The organism is Plantibacter auratus, assembly GCF_050587365.1.
Taxonomy (GTDB): domain Bacteria; phylum Actinomycetota; class Actinomycetes; order Actinomycetales; family Microbacteriaceae; genus Plantibacter; species Plantibacter auratus.
In genome coordinates, this window is sequence record NZ_JBOBFV010000005.1 from 176,644 (window position 1) to 193,871 (window position 17,228).

A 17,228-nucleotide genomic window follows, 5' to 3' on the forward strand; every position below is an offset into this window, starting at 1 on the left:
CTTCAGCCTCCCACGGTGGACGGGGTCGGGTGGGTCGAGGCCGTGCTCGTCGTCAGCACCTCGACACCGCCCGGCGTGACCACGACGGTGTCCTCGACCTTCACGCCGGGGGCGGTCGGGTTCCAGGCGAAGGCTTGCCAGAGCTGGACGACGTCGGTCGCCTCAGGCGTGGCGCGCGGATCGCGTCCCGCGTAGCCGGCCGCACCGCCCTGATGGTGCCTCGTCCACTCGTCGGCGTCGAAGCCCTGCTCGGCGTACGCCGCACTCCCCGTGCGGAGGATGTCGGCGAGCGAAGCACCTGGCACGGTGGCGTCGAGATAGGCGCGTTCGACGGCGCGGATGCGCTGCATGTCCGTGGCGAACGGCTCCGCCGGGGTGCCGCCCTCGTCGAACCACCGCGTGAGGTTCACGATGAGCCCGTCGCGGCGGCCGCAGGCGACGAGCATCGCCCGGGAACCGAGTCGCCCCTCGGTCGGCAGCGGGTGCCGGTGGGCGAGTCTGCCCTCCCCGGCGACGAGGAGGACGAGCGGGTCGATACCGGCTGCGACGAGGCGCCCGGCGAGGTCCGCAGCGACCGCGCGTTCCGTCCGGGCGGGGTCGAGCTCGTCGACGAGCGTCTCGAGCGCCGACGTCGTCTCCCGCCCGAGCGAACGGAAGCGCGCGAGTTCGGCCGGGAGGAGCGACGCACGTGCGGCGCGCAGCTCGGCGGCGACGTCCGCCTCCTGCAGCACCCCGTCCCCACTCGGCAGCACCGCGTCGATCGGCGTGTGCCACGGCACCGTCCGAACCCGGATGTCGGGCAGCTCCTCGGCCTGCAGCCGCTCCATCTCGTTGGAGGTCGCGACGAGCCATGCGTCGCCCGGCGAGACCACGACCGCGACGATCGGGTCGGCCGCGAGGCTCACGTGGACGCGCGAGCCGTCGAGGTACCAGCTGACCGCTGCGGCGGACCGCAGTACGATCGTGCCTGCTCCGCGGGCCTCCAGGAGCGACACGAGTCGGGCGTGCTTGCGACGGCGGTCGTCCTCGTCCGGCCCGGGCCGCTCGTGGTTCATCGCCGGGCCCAATCGGTCCCGAGCTCGGCGAAGGTGCTGCCGGTGGCGGCCGCTTCCGCGACGAGCTCCTCGATCCTCGGGATGACCGGGCGGCGCTCGTCGCCCGTCCCGTTCCACTCGACGAGATCAGCGGGGATGCGGTGCGGCGCTGGGGCCGACCGGACCGCGTCGAGGACGGCGGTGAAGGCGGACGCGTCGGCCAGGGAGCTGACGAGTGCGGCATCCTCACCAGCCCGGACCGCCTCGCGCGCGCGGAGGAGGTCGGGGAGCAGGTCGGTCCGGCCCGTCGTCCAGCGTCGCAGGGTGACGCCGTCGACGACCAGCTCGACCTCGTCGCGTGTGTAGTGGAACCGGATCGAGCCGAGCTCCCCGTGGACGGTGACCACCGGGTCGGTCGTCTCCGCTGCGCACAGGGTGAGCGCCGCGGTCATGATCGGGCCGCGCTGTGGGGTGATGCGGACGACGGAGGTGTCGTCGGCCTCGATGTCGTTCGCCCGGTACTGGTCGAGGTCGATGGTGGCGATCGCTGCGCGGTCGGTCGTGCCGCCGAGTCGGAGCATGGTCTGGACCGCGTGCGCGAAGGGGTTGGTGACGACGCCGTCCACGACGGGTGTGCCGTCGAGCGTGCGCCTGCCAGACCACGCGGCACGCGTCCAGTAGCCGACGGTGCGGACCCAGGTGCCTCTCGCCTCGAGTGCTGTCACGGCCCCGATCTCCCCGCCGGCGACGACGTCCGCGATCTCGCCGATCGCGTGCGATCCGAGGCTCTGGAACCCGACCTGCACGAGCCCGCCGGTCCGGGCGGCGGTGGCCTGCAGCCGATCGAGTTCGTCGTTCGAGGTCACCGGGGGCTTCTCGAGCAGGACGTCGGCGCCGTGCTCGAGCGCGGCGACGGCGAGGTCCAGGTGCGTGTGGATCGGGGTCGAGAGGATGACCACGTCCACCCGGCCGTCGGCGAAGCACTCCTCCAGCGAGTCGCGGAGCGGTGCATCCCCGGCTGCGCGGTCCTCCTCGGTGAAGGTCCGGTCGACGAGGCCGACGAGGCGGATCGCGCCGGTCGCCGCGAGCGCCCTGGCTGCCGCCACGTGACTGGCGCCATGGCCGTGGATCCCGACGACCACGACGGTCGGGGCGGTGGTGGCGGTGGCGTGGTCGGTGCTGGTCATGCGTCACTCCCTGTGCTGCGCGGTTCAGTACTGCGCGGTTCGGTGCTGCGTTCCTCGGCGGTGAGGAGCGCGCGGTGGATGGCGTCCGCCTGCTGCGCGTCCAGAGCGCCGTCGACGACGACCGCCTCCAGACCGGTGACGAGCGGGGTGTCGGCGGTGATGGTGGTGCGGCTGGTCGCGGCGAGCGAGACCCCGATACCCGGGTACTCGGCCGCGCGGACGAACCAGGGGAAGGCGTTCGCTGCGGGCTGTCGGAACAGGACCGTGGTGGGGCGTCGAGGCGGCGTCGGGGCGGGCCCGGTGGTGTCGCCAGTCTGTGTGTCAGCGCTCCCGTCGGCGTCGAGGACGAAGGCGACCCAGACCGCACGCGAGCCGTGCGCGGTCGACTCCCCCGGTCCGTCAGCGCTGAGGACGGACCGGTGGGCGTCCGCGGGCAACCGCCAGAACCATCCGCCGTACCCGGCACCTTCGCGGCCGTTGGTGGCCGGCGATCCGATCGTCACCGTCGATCCCGTCGTCCGGAAGACACTGGAGACGGCGACGCGGAGCGCCGACCTCCCGCTCCCGACGCCAGGCACGGCGAACTCCTCGACGACCGTGCGGCGCGACTCCCTCAGCTGCGTCGTCCCGTCGCGTCCGATCCAGTCGAGCCACTGACGCAGCACACCGGCGTCCACCTCGGTCTCGGTGACGCGCTGGACACCGTGGTTGTCGAGCATCGTCGACCCCTGCCCGGCGACGTAGGTGCGACCGCCCCAGTAGGAGACGCCGTCGACGTCGGCGACGGCCATCGAGAGTCCGACATGGTGGGGGTGGTCCTCGGGAGCGGATTCCGTGACGACGGTCCCGCCGAGCGACGTGACGGGGTGTGCGAACGGTCGCGGGGCGTCTGTCGGTTCGAGGCCGCTGCCGTCGTGGAGGACGAGGACCTCGCGGTCGCCGAGCCGGGCGGTCGGCTCCGGTGAAATGGGGTGGTCGGTTCCACGCCAGACGGGCGGACTCGCGGCCGGGCGGGCGGCGGCGCTCTCCCGGGCGACGAACCGGGGCCGGAAGACGAGCGGGTGTCCACCCTCCGCACCGCCGATCGTGTCGCGCAGTCTGGTCCACGCCTCGGCGCCGAGCTCGCGTCGCGGGACGGACACCGTGCTGAGCGCCGGCACCGCGAACGCCGCGAACGGGATGTCGTCGAAGCCGACCACACTGAGCGCCGAGGGGACGGACACACCGGCACCGCGGAGCGCCGAGACGAGCCCGAGGGCGACGAGGTCGTTGAAGGCGACCACGGCGGTCGCGTCGTGCTGCACCACCGTGTCGACGACCGTCGCGCCGTCCACCAGCGCTGATCCGGCCGTCACGATGTCGACGGAGAGGTCGTCGTGGTCCGAGCACGCGCGGGCGATGCCGACCCGTCGGAGGCGATCGCCCTGACTCGCGGTGGGACCCGCGAGGTACAGGATGCGCCGGTGCCCGAGAGCGTGCAGCTCGGCGAGCACCTGCTCCATGCCGCTGGCGTAGTCGATGGACACCGACGGCACGGGCGAGTGGGCGAGCTCGCGGTTGACGAGCACGACCGGGTGGAGTTCGGCGAGCAGCGCTCGAAGCTCCGGCTCGGCCAGACGGGGTGAGCAGAGGACGATCGCGTCGCAGCGACGACGGGCTTCGCGGGCCGCCGCCGCCTCGTCGGTCGGGTCCTCCTCGGTGTCGGTCACGAGGACGCGGTAGCCGTCGGCCGCCGCGGCCCGGGTGACCCCACGCAGGATCTCCTGGAACATCGGGTTCTCGAGGTCGGGCACGACGACCCCGACGGTGTTCGTGCGGCCGAGCGACAGGCCTCGGGCCAGCATGCTCGGGCGGTAGCCGAGGGCGTCCACCGCGGCGAGGACGCGGTCGGCGATCGCCGCGTCGACGGTCGCCTTCCCATTGAGCACCCGCGACACGGTGGCCTTCGAGACGCCCGCCTCCACGGCGACGTCCGAGATCGTCGGCGTCGGGCCAGCACTGGGGAACCGGTTGCTCATACGTCCTCGTTCAACTCGTCACGGGTGGTGCCGTTCTCAATCATCCTATAGGCTCGCTCCAAGAAACCGGTTTCCCGGTTTGCGTGGTCGACCCGGTCGACCCGGACGTGGTCAGAGAGGACACCGATGCGCATCATCGTCACCGGCGGTGCAGGACGACTCGGGCGGAGCGTCGCGAGCGCCCTCGCCCAAGCAGGCCACGAGGTCGTCTCCGTCGATCGGGCCGACCCCGGACTCCCCGGTGTCGAGGGCCGGACCGCAGACCTCCTCGACCACGATGCGACCCACGAGCTCTTCGCCACCCTGCGGCCCGAAGCCGTGGTGCACCTGGCGGCGATCGCCGTGCCGTTCAGCGCGCCGGAGCACGTCATCCTGGCGACCAACCAGACGCTCGCCTTCACCGCCCTCACCGCCGGGATCGCCGCCGGGGCGACCAGGCTGCTGGCCGCGAGCAGCCCGACCGTCATCGGCTACGGCGCCCCGCACGGGTGGACGCCCGAGGCGCTCCCCATCACCGAGGAGCACCGGGTCGCCCCGTGGAACGCCTACGCACTGTCGAAGGTCGCGATCGAGTCGACGGTCGCGATGCTCGCCCGAGCCCACGGCGACGCCGTCGTCACCGGTGCGTTCCGGCCGTGCTTCGTCGTCTCCCCGGAGGAGTGGGAGGGGGCACCGACGCAGCAGGGGCACACCATCGTCGACCGGCTCGCCGATCCCGCACTCGCGGCCGTCTCCCTCTACAACTACGTGGACGCGCGTGACGCCGGCCGGTTCGTCGCCGCCTGGATCGATCGTGCCGAAGCCCGACACTCCGGTGAGGTGTACTTCGTCGGCGCCGACGACGCCCTGGCCCTCGCACCCCTGTCCACCCTGCTGCCCGCGCAGGTCCCGAGCACCGCCGGATTCGCCGACGGACTCGTCGACCGAGCCGCCGCCTTCAGCAGCGCGAAGGCCACCGCCCACCTCGGGTGGCGCCCGGAGCACGACTGGCGATCCGCACTCAGCCCCGCCGAGGCTGCCCGGCTCACCGATCTGCTCGCCGCCGACACCGGCCAGCCGGCCACCACTCCTGTTCCAGCCCCAGCCCCACGATGACGAGGACCTCCACCATGCCAGCACCGCTCGCCTTCGACGGCGTCCTGTACTTCCCGATCACCCCGTTCGACGCCGCGGGCGAGGTCGACCTTGGGCTCCTCGGCACCCACCTCGAGTCGCGACTCGAACACCGGCCCGGTGGGGTGTTCCCCGCCTGCGGCACCGGCGAGCTGCACGCGATGTCGCCGTCGGAGGCCGCCCGCGTCGTCCGACGGACCGTCGAGGTCGTCGACGGCGCCGTCCCGGTCATCGGTGGCGCCGGAGGAGGCGTGGCGACCGCCAAGGAACTCGCGGTGGCCGCCGAAGAGGCGGGAGCCGACGCGATCCTGCTCATGCCGCCGTACCTCGTCTCCGGGCCGGCGGCCGGTCTGGAGGCGTACGTCGAGGACGTCCTCTCGGCGACGAGCCTCCCGGCGGTCGTCTACCACCGGAACAACGCCCGGTACACGACGGCGACGATGCGCCACCTCGCCCGCAACCCGCAGGTCGTCGGTTTCAAGGACGGCGTCGGCGACGTCGCGGCCGCCCAGGACATCGTGCTGGCGGTGCACGAGGAGGGACGCGATGACTTCGCCTTCTTCAACGGCCTCCTCACCGCCGAGCTCACGCAGGCCGCCTATCGCGGCATCGGCATCCCGCTCTACTCCTCGGCCGTCTTCGCCATGCTGCCGGAGCTCGCGACGTTGTTCTACCGCGCGTACACCGAGCACGACGAACCGCTCCGCGAACGCCTGCTGCGCGAGTTCTACCGTCCCCTGGTGGCCCTCCGCGACGAGACCCCCGGCTTCGCCGTGTCGCTCATCAAGGCCGGGGTGCGGCTCGGCGGTCTGCCAGTCGGTTCCGTGCGGTCGCCCTTCGTCGACCCGACGCCCGAGCAGACCGACCGCCTGGAGGCACTCCTCGCGACCGGCGCCGACCTCGTCGCCGAGCACGCGACGCTGGCCGCAAGGCGCTGACGATGCCCGGGATCGCCTCCATCACCACCTCGCTCGGCCGGTTCGCCATGCCGCGCCCGTGGGTGCCCGAAGCCCCGTGGCTGCATCTCATCCGCGTGGACGTCGTCGACGACGAGGGGGCGACCGGGTCGGGCTTCACGTGGACGCCGACCATCGGAGCCACGGCCGTCCGGGCGTTGCTCGACGACGACATCTCCGCCGCCGCCGTCGGATCGACGACCGACCCCGAAGCGCTGTGGCCCCGGTTGTGGGCGCATCTGCACGAGGCCGGTGGCGGCGGGATCACGACGATCGCGCTCGCCGGGCTCGACACCGCACTCTGGGACCTCCGTGGACGACGGGCCGGTCTCGGGCTCGCCGACCTCCTCGGCCGTCGACGCGACACGGTCCGAGCGTACGGCAGCGGGGTGAACCTCCACCTCGACGCCGCCTCGCTCGCCGCGCAGGTCGAGCGGTGGATCGCGGCGGGCTACGACGCCGTCAAGATCAAGGTCGGCAAGCCCGACCTCGCCGAGGACGTCGACCGCGTGACGATGGTGCGCGAACTGCTCGGACCGGACCGCCGGCTCATGATCGACGCGAACCAGCGCTGGGACGTCGACCAAGCGGTCTCCTCCCTGGAACGGCTCGGTGTCGTCGCCCCGGCCTGGATCGAGGAGCCGCTGCGCTCGGACGACACCGCGGGGTACGAACGGCTGCGTCAGGCGACCGACATCCCGATCGCTCTGGGCGAGAACGTGCACACGATCCACCGGTTCCGCGACCTCGTCGACCGTGGCGTCGCCGGCGTCCTGCAACCGAACGTGGTCCGCGTCGGTGGCATCACCCCCTTCCTCGCGATCGCCGCGCTCGTCGACGACGCCGGGCTGACGCTCGCGCCGCACCTGCTCCCCGACCTCTCCGGACAGCTCGCCCTCGCCCTCCCGCAGCGCACCGAGGTCGAGGACGTCGAGGACGCGGGCTTCGTCGCGATCGGCGCCATCGACCCGCCCGGGCCGGTCACCATCGCCGAGGGCCGGGTGCAGGTCGAGCAGCGATCCGGCCTCGGCTTCGTCATCCGCGACCGGGCCGCGGAGACCACTGCCGTCGCGCACTGACCCCGTCCGCCGCCCGGCCCGCCGGCCGACCAGACGCCCAAATCATCACCTGTCGCATCCGCATCCTCGAGGAGCCATCACCATGCACGACACCGACCACAGCACCGGCACGATCGACCACACCACCCCCGCCAGGGCGCGCACCGACGACCCGAACGGCGTCGGCGGCCGTATCGACGACACCGACGGCAACGACGGCAACGACGGCAACGACGGCAACGACAACGGTACCGACGGCCGCGGCAACGGCAACGGCAACGGAAGCAGCAGCAGCAGCAGCAGCAGCAGCAGCGTGGGGCCCGGCGGCGGCACCGTCACGCCCGCAGGTCACGCTGGCGACGCCGCGTCCGGCGCGGGACGTGCCGCCGTTCCGACCGTCGACGACGTCGGCGCGGCAGCAGCCGCGGCCTCCTCCGAGCTCGCATCCACGGTGCCCTCGACCCGGGCCGCCTGGCTCGAGGCCGTCGCCGACGCCCTCGACGCCCGGGTCGACGAGCTCGTCGCACTCGCCGACGAGGAGTCCCACCTCGGAACCACGCGCCTCACTGGCGAGGTCGCGCGGACGACGGGCCAGCTGCGACTGTTCGCAGCCGTCCTCCGCGACGGGGCCTTCCTCGAGGTCGTCATCGACCACGCTGACGCCTCCGCCACCCCGCCCAAGCCGGAGCTGCGACGGATGCTCCGGCCGACGGGACCGGTGGCGGTCTTCAGCGCGTCGAACTTCCCGTTCGCGTTCTCGGTCGCCGGCGGCGACACGGCGTCGGCGCTGGCGGCCGGATGTCCGGTCATCGTCAAAGCGCACTCCGCCCACCCGCGACTCTCCCGGCTGACCGCGGCGATCGTGGTCGAGGCGTTGCGCTCGGCCGGCGCCCCGGACGGCACGTTCGCGCTCGTCGAGGGTCGCGAGCAGGGCACCGCCCTCGTGCAGCACCCGGCGATCACCGCGGTCGGGTTCACCGGCTCACTCGCCGGCGGGCGCGCACTGTTCGATCTGGCGTCGCGGCGGCCGGCCCCGATCCCCTTCTACGGCGAGCTCGGCAGCACGAACCCGGTCGTCATCACCGCGGCCGCGCTGCAGGGCGAGGCGGCGGCGGAACTCGCGCGTGGGCTGGCGGCGTCGTTCACCCTCGGCGTGGGGCAGTTCTGCACGAACCCCGGCCTCGTCCTCGTACCGAGCGGCAGCGGGTTCGCCGAGCTCGTCGCGCAGGCCGCGGCGGACACCGTCGCCGGGCGCATGCTCACGCCGGGCATCGCCGAGGCGTATGCCGCGGGCACCGCTCGCGCCGCCGGCCATCCCGGGGTGCGGACGCTCCTCGGCGGCGAGACGGCGGCTGCGGATTCCGGCGTTCCGACCGTCCTCGCGACCACCGCCGCGACGGTGCTCGACGCGCCAGAAGTCCTGCTCGAGGAGATCTTCGGGCCGGCGACGCTCGTCATCGAGGTCGCCGACGATGCCGAGCTGCACGCGGTCCTGGCCGAGGTCGGTGGCGCGCTCACGGCGACCGTGCACGCGGCGCCCGGTGAGGACATCACTGGTCTCGTCTCACGGCTCGAGCCGATCGCCGGCCGGGTGCTCTTCGGTGGCTGGCCGACGGGTGTCGCGGTGGGCTGGGCGCAGCACCACGGCGGACCGTGGCCGGCGACGACCTCGCTCCACACCTCGGTGGGCGCGTCGGCGGTGCGCCGCTTCCAACGTCCGATCGTCTACCAGGACGCACCCGAGCGTGTGCTCCCCGAGGCCCTGCACGAGGCGAACCCACTCCGTCTCCCCCGCCGCGTCGACGGCGTCCTCGAACTCCCCGCCGCAGCCCGCGCCTGACCTCCGCCCTGTCCGTCCCCAACTCAGGACTCCCCCGGCGCGCCGCCGCAACCCAGCCCCGACACACCGGACATCTCCTGAATTGGGGACACTCCACCGCCCACGTTCACAACTCAGGACGCACCCGGCGCGCCACCCACCCAGCCCCGTCCCACACCCCAACACGCCGCAACAATCCTGAATTGCGAACACCGCGACCACCGTCCCCAACTCAGGACTCCCCCGGCGTGCCGCGCCAGCCCAGCATCGACACACCGGATGTCTCCTGAATTGGGGACACTCCACCGCCTACGTTCACAACTCAGGACGCACCCGGCGCGCCGTGCGCCACAGCACCCGCCCCGGGCCTGACACGCCACAACCGTCCTGAATTGCGAACACCGTGACCACAGTCCCCAACTCAGGACTTCCCCGGCATGCCGCCCCAGCCCAGCCCCGACACACCGGACATCTCCTGAGTTGGGGACGGGACCAGGGCGAGTCAGGCGAGGGCGGCGGCGAGCCAGGCACGCAGCTCGGCCTGCATCGGTGCCGACCAACTGTGCGGTTCGTCGTGGAACGTGCCCGTGTAGGCCGAGCGCTCGCCACCGGACCGGTACCGCTCCGTGAGGATCGTGTGCGCATCACGCATGCCGGCCGGTTCGAAGAGCTCGTCGTGCTCGGCGTACTGGACGAGGAGCGGCAAGCGGGGGCGCAGGGATGCGAGCTCCGGCCAGTCACCGACCCGCGACAGCCCCGGTGAGAGGAACGACCAAGAGTGCTGATCGGCGTGCCCGTCGAGCACACCTTCGAACGTCGACATCATCGCGACCACGCCGGCAGCGCGGATCCGGTCGTCCATGGCTGCGAGCAGAACGGCCCGGGCACCACCACCGGAGAGACCGAAGCACGCGACGGCTCCGGAACGGACCCCGGGCGCGGCCACCAGCTGGTCGAGCGCGATGAGGTCGTCGCGGAGGACGAGACCAGCGAGCGAGGTGCCCAGGACGCCCAGTTCCTTCGCGAGCTGCGGCTCGTTGGCCGCCGCGAGGAGCTCGGACCGCTGCCCGAGCGACACCGCCGCGACCTCCATCCCGCGTCGGATCGACTCAGCCCGACGGCCGGCGAGCTGCAGGTCGACGGTCCGATGGAAACGTTCGGCGACGGCCTCGTCCGGGATCCGCCGGGATCCCCACCCGAACGCATCGTGGACGAGCACGGTGAACCCGTCGCGCGCGAGGTCGGACGCGACGGCGCGGCCTCCGTAGTAGCGGTCGCGGAACGCCTGCAACTCCTCGCGCGTGACGGCCGAGGTGGCAGGGACACCATCGGGTCCGTCAGCGAGTTTCTCCCGCCCGACGCGTGTGAACCCACCGTGGTCGTGCAGCGCCACCGCACCCGGGAGCACGCCCGTCTCGCCGGCCGGCCGTAGGAGCCACGCCGACGTCGACGCGCCGAACCCGGTCGACCAGCGGAGTTCGACCCCGTCGACGCCGTCGCGGGTCCAGCTGCCGAGCTCCTCGGGCGGCTCGGTCTGCGCCGGTCGCGGGAGGACACCGAGGACCTCGGCGAGGCGCGTGCGCATGGCGCCGAGCGACCGGTCTGCGGTACTGACGCCCCGGATCGACTCGCGGAACCGGGCGGCGAGCGCCCGCAGATCGGGGTCGCGCGCAGGTGAAGGTGTGACCGGTCGGGACCGCACCCCGACGGGCTCGGTGACCGGGACATGGTCCACGACCGGGACGTGGCTAGCGACCGGGACGCCGACCGGTACGGGACCGTCCCGCAAGGCAGCATCGAGGGCCGGAACTGACCCTGTCCGGGACCGCACCTCGACAGGCTCGGTGACCGGAACAGGCTCGGCGACCGGGACGGGCTCAGCGACCGGAACAGTCTCACCGGCCGGGACGGACTCGGTGATCTGGGCGGGCTCGGTCACCGGCTCAGCGGCCGGGGTCGACCCGACGTCCGAGTCAGCGCCGGTGCCGGCCTCCGGACCGCTGCTCACGGCGCGATCGTCGCGACCGGACGCCCGGTCAGCAGCGACTCGTTCCCCGCGATGCCGACCGAGATCGCCCGGACGCCGTCGTCGTAGCCGGCAGGCCGTCCCAGTTCGTCCTCGGTGACGCGGTCGAACAGGTGCCGCAGCAGGAACGCGTCGCCGCCGCCGTGTCCGCCGACGCCCTCGGGGATCTCGATCTCGCGGGCCTCCTCCCAGTGGCGTTGTAGCACGAGGCGTTCCCCGCGCGAGCGCACCGGCGCGACGGACGCAGCGCCGTCCGCGGTCTCGCCGTCGCCGCTCAGGCTCGGGTCGAGGACGACGCGCCCGTCGGCCCCCACGAGCACGGCGGCGCGCTCCACGACCTCGAGCTCGACCCTGCCCTCCGTCCCGTTGATGGCGACGCGATACCCCTCCCACGGCGCGTGGGCGTTCAGGGAGTAGCTGAGCGAGGCGCCACCGTCGTACTCGACGAGGACGGACAGGTTGTCCTCGATGTCGATCCCGGGCGAGAAGACGTCGCGGTCGCGTAGGTACCCGTCGTGCTGCTCGGCCCGCAGGTAGAGCGACTCGAGCCGCGGGTCGTCACGGAGGTCGAGGGCGAACGGGTCGTTCGAGCGCCCGCGAGCCGCCGCCTCGGCGTCGTCCGGCACCGATCCACGCCCGGGACGCCCCGCGAGCCCGCGCTCGGCCGCGTTGGCGTCACCGTAGAAGCGGAGTCCTCCGGTGGCGTAGACGGAGGCCGGCCGAGCCCCGATCCACCAGTTGACGAGGTCGAAGTGATGCGACGCCTTGTGGATGAGGAGCCCGCCGGAGTGCTCCTTCTCGCGGTGCCAGCGACGGAAGTAGTCGGCGCCGTGCACGGTGTCGAGCACCCACTCGAAGTGCACGCTCGTCACCCGTCCGATCCCACCGTCCTGCACGATGCGGCGCAGCTCCGAGTTCCGCGGGCTGTAGCGGTAGTTGAAGGTCGTCACGACGTTCCGGCCGCTCTCGGCGACGGCCGCTGCAATGCGCTCGACGCCCTCACGGTCGATGGTGAGCGGCTTCTCGACGACGACGTCGGCACCGGCGAGGAGCGCGCGTGAGACGATCTCGGCGTGCGTGAAGTCGGGGGTCGTCACGATCACCCGGTCGACGCGTTGCTCGGCGATGAGCCGCTCGACGTCGTCCGGGCCGTATCGAGCCGGCAGCGCGACACCCTGCTCGGCGAGGACCGCCTCGTAGTGGTCGAGCCGGCCGGGGTTGCTGTCGCTCCAGGCGACGAGCTCGGCGACGTCGGCGTGCGGGCCGACGATGGCGTCGAGGTACATCTGCGAGCGGTGTCCGGTGCCGATGAGGGCGTAGCGTTCGCGGGTCGTGGTCATGCGTGTGGGTCCTTCCGGGTCGGTGCGGCGGGCGCTGTGGTCGGCGCGCTGTCGTGGTGATCGCGGCCCGAATGCGACCGTTCGAGCGCGTCTCGACCTGATGCGGCGAGCGCCGCGGCCCGGCCGTCACCGGCTGCACCGTCGGCTATGACGACGGCGTAGCGGAACGCGAGGGTCTCGTCGGCTCCGAAGGACAGTTCCTCGCTGAAGAACGGGGCCGGACAGAGGCCGGCGAACTCCTCGGTGCGCGCGAACCACTGCGGTGGGTGCGCGGGGTTCCGCTCGTCGTCGACGATGACGATGCTCGACGCCGCGGCCGTTCCGTCGTGGAGGCCGGTGAACCCCATCCACGCGTGGCGGGTGCCGCGGAGCTCCTCACCGCCGCTCCCGTCGGGGGTGTGCAGGGTGCCGCCGGTGAAGGATCGCGGGCCGCGCCAGAAGAGCCCTCCGTAGCCGGCGTTCTCCCGCCCCTTCGTCGTGGGCGATCCGATCGACAGGTCCCGGCCGGAGACGTTGCGCATCCGGGTCTCGAAGGTCAGCGTCCAGTCGCCGGCGGCCGGTCGCACGGTGAGCGCGCGCTCCTCGTCGACGAGGTGCCGACCGTCCTCCGTGATCCACCTGAGCGTGTGCGCGAACCGCACCTCGCCCGGGTCGGCACGGGCGTCCGTGACCGCGACGTGCTCGGAGCGACCGTTGTTCGCGAGTTGTTCGTAGGCGGTCCCGGTGAAGGTCGGGCCGCCCCAGAAGTTGTCGTCGCCGACGTGCGGGAGGGCCCAGGCGATCCCGGTGTGCCAGACGTGGTCGTGCGGTCTGGCCAGGGTGACGAGTGCTCCGCCGGCGGTCCGCACCGGGTGGAGATACGGCTTCGGCGACTCGCGCTGGACCGTGTCCGGACGGTAGGTGTACCGCAGGATGTCGATCCCGTCGAGGTGCACGGTGATGGCCGAACCGACCTCGTGCGTCAGCGCGAGACCGGTCGGACGGGGGCGGTGGTCGGTGGTCACGGGATCCCCTCGGATGAAGCGGTGGTGGAGCTGCCGATCGACAGGCTCAGGGACCGAAGCGGTTCCCTGAGCCTGTCGAAGGGCTGTGGCCGGATCAGCCGGCTGCGACGGCGGCCTTGAGGTCCTTGATGAACCCCTCGGCGGCCTGGTCGGGCGTGTTCTTCCCGAAGAGGACCTGCTCGGTGTACTGCTTGACGAGCGCCTCGATCGCGCTGCCACCGGCAGGCGTGACGGTCGGCGGCTCACCGATGTCGTCGGCGAGCCCGTCGAGGAACTCGACGACCGCCTGGTCGGTCTCGGCCAGCTTCGGCGTGATGTATTCGCGGATCTTCGTGTTGGCCGGGACGCCGCGCTCGGTGAGGAGCGAGTCGGCCGCGGTCTCGCTGTTGGCGAGGAAGTCGATGAACAGCGCCGCCTCGGCGGGGTGCTCGGTCCGGGCGGACGCCGACCAGTACATCGACGGCTTGTAGTAGGCGGAACCATCGGCGCCGCCGTCCACCGTCGGCACCCGCAGGAGCTCGAGCGGCGACCCGCTCGCCTCGGTCAGGGCCGTCAGCTGGCTGTTCCACCAGGGGGCGAACGCGGCCGAGTTGGTCGCGGTGAAGGACTCGGCGAGCCCACCGGCCTGCTTCTCGATGATCGCGGAGGGCGACGGCGTCGCTCCCGCGTTCACGAGGTCGAGGAGGTAGGTCCACCAGGAGGACAGGGTCTCCGGCTTGATGGACACCTCGCCCTTGTCGTTGTACAGCTCGTCGCCGTGCTGACGGGCCCAGTTGTTCAGGCCGCCGTCCTCGAAGCCGAAGGGCTGGAAGCCGTAGATCGATCCGCCACCGGCTGCCGAGACCTGCTCGCTCAGCTCGGTGAAGTCGTCCCACGTCCAGGTCTCGTCGTCGGGCATCTCGATGCCGGCTGAGGCGAGGAGGTCGGGGTTCACGACGAAGGAGTAGCTCGTGATGCCCGAGGGGACGCCGTAGAGCGAGTCGTTGACCGTGCCGGACGTCAGCGTCTCCTTGGGGAAGTCGCCGAGGTCGAGCTGGTCGGTGACCGTGTTCAGGTCGAGGAGCGCGCCCCGGTCGCCGTAGGTGGCGATGTACTTCTCGTCCATCTGGATGATGTCGGGGGTGTCGTTCGCCGCCGTCTCGGTGGCGAGCTTGTCCCAGTAGCCGGCCCAGTCCGTGAACTGCGGCTCGATGGTGATGTTCGGATACTCCTTCTCGAAGGCCGCGATGACCTCCTGGGTGGCCGCCGTACGGGCGTCGTTGCCCCACCAGGTGAAGCGGAGGGTGACGGGCTCGTCGGACAGTTCGGTGGCGGCGTCGCCCCCGGCGCTGCAGCCGGCGAGGAGGAGGGCCGCGACGGCTCCCGTCGCGATGAAGCCGGCGGCTCTGCCGTGCTTGCTGATGCTCATGCTGTTCCCTTTCGAATCGATCGATCCGGATCCGGAGCTGCTGGATCCGGTGGTGCTGGGTCTGGTGCTGGTGGTCTGGTGCGGGTGCTTCGGTGGTGCTGGTCGGTGGGTCGGGCCTCACTTGCCGCCGGTCGTCGCGATGCCCTTCAACAGGAACCGCTGACCGAACAGGAAGACGAGGAAGATCGGCAGGAGCGAGACGACACTCATCGCGAACATCGGCCCCCACGAGGTGGAGGATTGCGCGTCCATGAACGCCCGGAGGGCGAGCGGCACCGTGTACATCTCCGGTTTCGTCAGGTAGAGGAGCTGGCTGAAGAAGTCGTTCCAGGTCCAGATGAAGGTGAAGATGGCGGTCGTCGCGAGCGCCGGCACCATGAGCGGCAGGATGATGACTCCGAAGATGCGGGCGTGACCGCAACCGTCGATGCGTGCCGCCTCGTCGAGTTCCTTCGGGATGCCGCGGATGAACTGCACCATGAGGAAGACGAAGAACGCGTCGGTCGCGAGGATCTTCGGCAGGATCAGCGGCAGGTACGTGTTCACGAAGCCGAGCTGGGAGAACATGATGTACTGCGGCACGATGATGACGTGGATCGGCAGCATGAGCGTCATGAGCATCGCCGCGAACCACCAGCGCTTGCCGCTGAACTTCAGTCGGGCGAAGGCGTAAGCGGCCATCGAGCAGGACACGAGGTTGCCGACGATGCAGCCGAGGACGATGAGCACGGAGTTCAGCAGGAACACGTGGAACGGCTCGGAGAGGGTGTTCCAGCCCTCGCTGTAGTTGCTCACCTCGAAGCTGTCGAGGACGATGCCGGGGTTCCGGAAGATCTCCTCCGTCGGGCGGAGCGAGGAGACGACGAGCCAGATCACCGGGTAGAGCATGATGAAGCCGACGAGGATCAGGCCGATGTGCTTCAGGACCGACTTCCAGGGCGACCACCCACGAGCCCGGCGGTACTGGCGTTCGGCCTCCTTGGCCTCGCGACTGCGGTTCTTGCTGTCCGTCGTGATGGACCGTGTGGTCAGCGTGTCAGTCATCGTAGTTCACCCAGTATTTCGAGGCCCAGAAGTTGATCGCGGTGAAGACTCCGATGATGAGGAGCAGGAACCAGGCCATGGCCGAGGCGTAGCCCATGTCGAAGTTCGAGAAGCCGCGGTTGTAGAGGTACAGCGTGTAGAACAGCGTCGAGTCGGCCGGGCCGCCCGTTCCGCCCGACACGATGAAGGCCTGCGTGAAGGCCTGGAACGCGTGGATGATCTGCAGCACGAGGTTGAAGAAGATGATCGGGGTGAGCAGCGGCAGGGTGATCTTGGTGAAGCGCTGCCACTTCGTCGCGCCGTCCATCTGCGCCGCCTCGTGGTACATGACGGGGATCTGGCGGAGACCGGCGAGGAAGATCACCATCGGTGCACCGAAGGTCCACACGTTGAGCGTGATGAGCGTGGAGAGGGCGGTCGACGGGTCGGCGATCCAGCTGCGTCCCTCGATCCCGAAGATCGCGATGAACTGGTTCACGAGGCCTTCGCCGCCGAACACCTGCTTCCACAGCACCGCGATGGCGACGGAGGAGCCGAGGAGCGACGGCAGGTAGTACACGGACCGGTAGATCGCGAGGCCGCGGAGACCGCGGTCGAGCAGGGCGGCCAGGGCCAGTGCCGCGGCGAGCTGGAGCGGCACCGACACGAAGACGTACACGAATGTGACACCGAGCGAGTTGTGGAGCCGCTCATCGCCCATCATGCGGATGAAGTTGTCGAGGCCGATGAACTTCGGCGCCTGCAGCAGGTTGTACTTCGTGAAGGACAGCGCGAGCGAGGCGACCATCGGACCGACGGTGATGACGGCGAGTCCGATGAGCCACGGGAGGAGGAACAGGTAGGCGGCCTTGTTGTCGCGGCGGTTGTCCTTCTTGATGAAGGCCTTCTCGGCCGCCGTCTGCGGGCGCTTGCCGGCGCTGAGCTTGCGGAGCTCGCCGAGCGCGCTCACCGAACACCCCTCGCGAGTGTCGTCCTGGGCGCTCCTGGAGTTGCACGGACCACGTCGGACCTCCTTGTCGATCGTCGTTGATGACTTCCCGGAAAGCGTTTCCCGGCTGAGCTGCATCAAGTTCTATCACGGCCCCGTCGGACGATGCAACGATTCAATCCGCATCCGTGTCCGATCTGTGATCACCTGCGACCGAATCGGTTCGAACGCTTGCCTTGACCGCGCGCGCCGTTCTACAGTGACCCGGTAAACGCTTTCCGGATGGCCCGCGG

13 protein-coding genes are annotated in these 17,228 nt (G+C 71.1%); 4 read left to right on the forward strand and 9 right to left on the reverse strand.

Annotated features, from left to right (window positions below):
• Positions 1 to 2 precede the first annotated feature (2 nt).
• The 3 genes from ACQ3HE_RS17780 to ACQ3HE_RS17790 are packed head-to-tail and all read right to left on the reverse strand — an operon-like array spanning position 3 to position 4,239.
• A complete protein-coding gene (locus ACQ3HE_RS17780; protein WP_430893662.1) occupies positions 3 to 1,055 on the reverse strand; it encodes a M24 family metallopeptidase in 1,053 nt (350 codons plus the stop codon).
• Entirely contained in the window at positions 1,052 to 2,221 is a 1,170-nt protein-coding gene (locus ACQ3HE_RS17785; protein ID WP_430893663.1) for a Gfo/Idh/MocA family protein, read from the reverse strand. The genes ACQ3HE_RS17780 and ACQ3HE_RS17785 overlap by 4 nt, the downstream gene beginning before the upstream one ends.
• Complete coding sequence (locus tag ACQ3HE_RS17790; protein WP_430893664.1) at positions 2,218 to 4,239, reverse strand: DUF6807 family protein; 2,022 nt, start codon at positions 4,237 to 4,239, stop codon at positions 2,218 to 2,220. The genes ACQ3HE_RS17785 and ACQ3HE_RS17790 overlap by 4 nt, the downstream gene beginning before the upstream one ends.
• Before the next feature lie 126 nt (positions 4,240 to 4,365).
• Here ACQ3HE_RS17790 and ACQ3HE_RS17795 point away from each other — a divergent pair, with 126 nt between their 5' ends.
• The 4 genes from ACQ3HE_RS17795 to ACQ3HE_RS17810 all read left to right on the forward strand — a co-directional run bounded on the left by ACQ3HE_RS17795 (position 4,366) and on the right by ACQ3HE_RS17810 (position 9,206).
• Complete coding sequence (locus tag ACQ3HE_RS17795) at positions 4,366 to 5,334, forward strand: NAD-dependent epimerase/dehydratase family protein (RefSeq protein ID WP_430893665.1); 969 nt, start codon at positions 4,366 to 4,368, stop codon at positions 5,332 to 5,334.
• Positions 5,335 to 5,348: 14 nt separating this feature from the next.
• Positions 5,349 to 6,290 (forward strand): 5-dehydro-4-deoxyglucarate dehydratase, encoded by a 942-nt coding sequence (locus ACQ3HE_RS17800; RefSeq protein ID WP_430893666.1) that lies wholly within the window; start codon positions 5,349 to 5,351, stop codon positions 6,288 to 6,290.
• Between the two features lie 2 nt (positions 6,291 to 6,292).
• Positions 6,293 to 7,387, forward strand: a complete 1,095-nt coding sequence (locus ACQ3HE_RS17805) for a mandelate racemase/muconate lactonizing enzyme family protein (RefSeq protein ID WP_430893667.1) — start codon at positions 6,293 to 6,295, stop codon at positions 7,385 to 7,387.
• Between the two features lie 82 nt (positions 7,388 to 7,469).
• Positions 7,470 to 9,206: an aldehyde dehydrogenase (NADP(+)) gene (locus ACQ3HE_RS17810; protein WP_430893668.1), complete on the forward strand. Its 1,737-nt coding sequence runs from the start codon at positions 7,470 to 7,472 to the stop codon at positions 9,204 to 9,206.
• 481 nt (positions 9,207 to 9,687) lie between these two features.
• Here ACQ3HE_RS17810 and ACQ3HE_RS17815 read toward each other — a convergent pair whose 3' ends face one another.
• The 6 genes from ACQ3HE_RS17815 to ACQ3HE_RS17840 form a co-directional block, all read right to left on the reverse strand.
• Positions 9,688 to 11,193: a dienelactone hydrolase family protein gene (locus ACQ3HE_RS17815; protein ID WP_430893669.1), complete on the reverse strand. Its 1,506-nt coding sequence runs from the start codon at positions 11,191 to 11,193 to the stop codon at positions 9,688 to 9,690.
• Positions 11,190 to 12,551, reverse strand: coding sequence for a Gfo/Idh/MocA family protein (locus tag ACQ3HE_RS17820; RefSeq protein WP_430893670.1), 1,362 nt, complete (start codon positions 12,549 to 12,551; stop codon positions 11,190 to 11,192). The genes ACQ3HE_RS17815 and ACQ3HE_RS17820 overlap by 4 nt, the downstream gene beginning before the upstream one ends.
• On the reverse strand, positions 12,548 to 13,555 hold the full coding sequence (locus tag ACQ3HE_RS17825; RefSeq protein WP_430893671.1) for a DUF6807 domain-containing protein: 1,008 nt from the start codon (positions 13,553 to 13,555) through the stop codon (positions 12,548 to 12,550). Before ACQ3HE_RS17825 ends, ACQ3HE_RS17820 begins: the two co-directional genes overlap by 4 nt.
• Before the next feature lie 94 nt (positions 13,556 to 13,649).
• Positions 13,650 to 14,963 carry an ABC transporter substrate-binding protein gene (locus ACQ3HE_RS17830; protein WP_124767322.1) on the reverse strand — a complete coding sequence of 438 codons (1,314 nt, stop codon included), beginning with the start codon at positions 14,961 to 14,963 and terminating at the stop codon, positions 13,650 to 13,652.
• A gap of 117 nt (positions 14,964 to 15,080) precedes the next feature.
• Complete coding sequence (locus ACQ3HE_RS17835) at positions 15,081 to 16,007, reverse strand: carbohydrate ABC transporter permease (RefSeq protein WP_079706749.1); 927 nt, start codon at positions 16,005 to 16,007, stop codon at positions 15,081 to 15,083.
• The gene (locus ACQ3HE_RS17840) at positions 16,000 to 16,956 is read right to left on the reverse strand and encodes a carbohydrate ABC transporter permease (protein ID WP_079706748.1); all 957 of its coding nucleotides are present in this window, start codon (positions 16,954 to 16,956) and stop codon (positions 16,000 to 16,002) included. Before ACQ3HE_RS17840 ends, ACQ3HE_RS17835 begins: the two co-directional genes overlap by 8 nt.
• Positions 16,957 to 17,228: the final 272 nt, after the last annotated feature.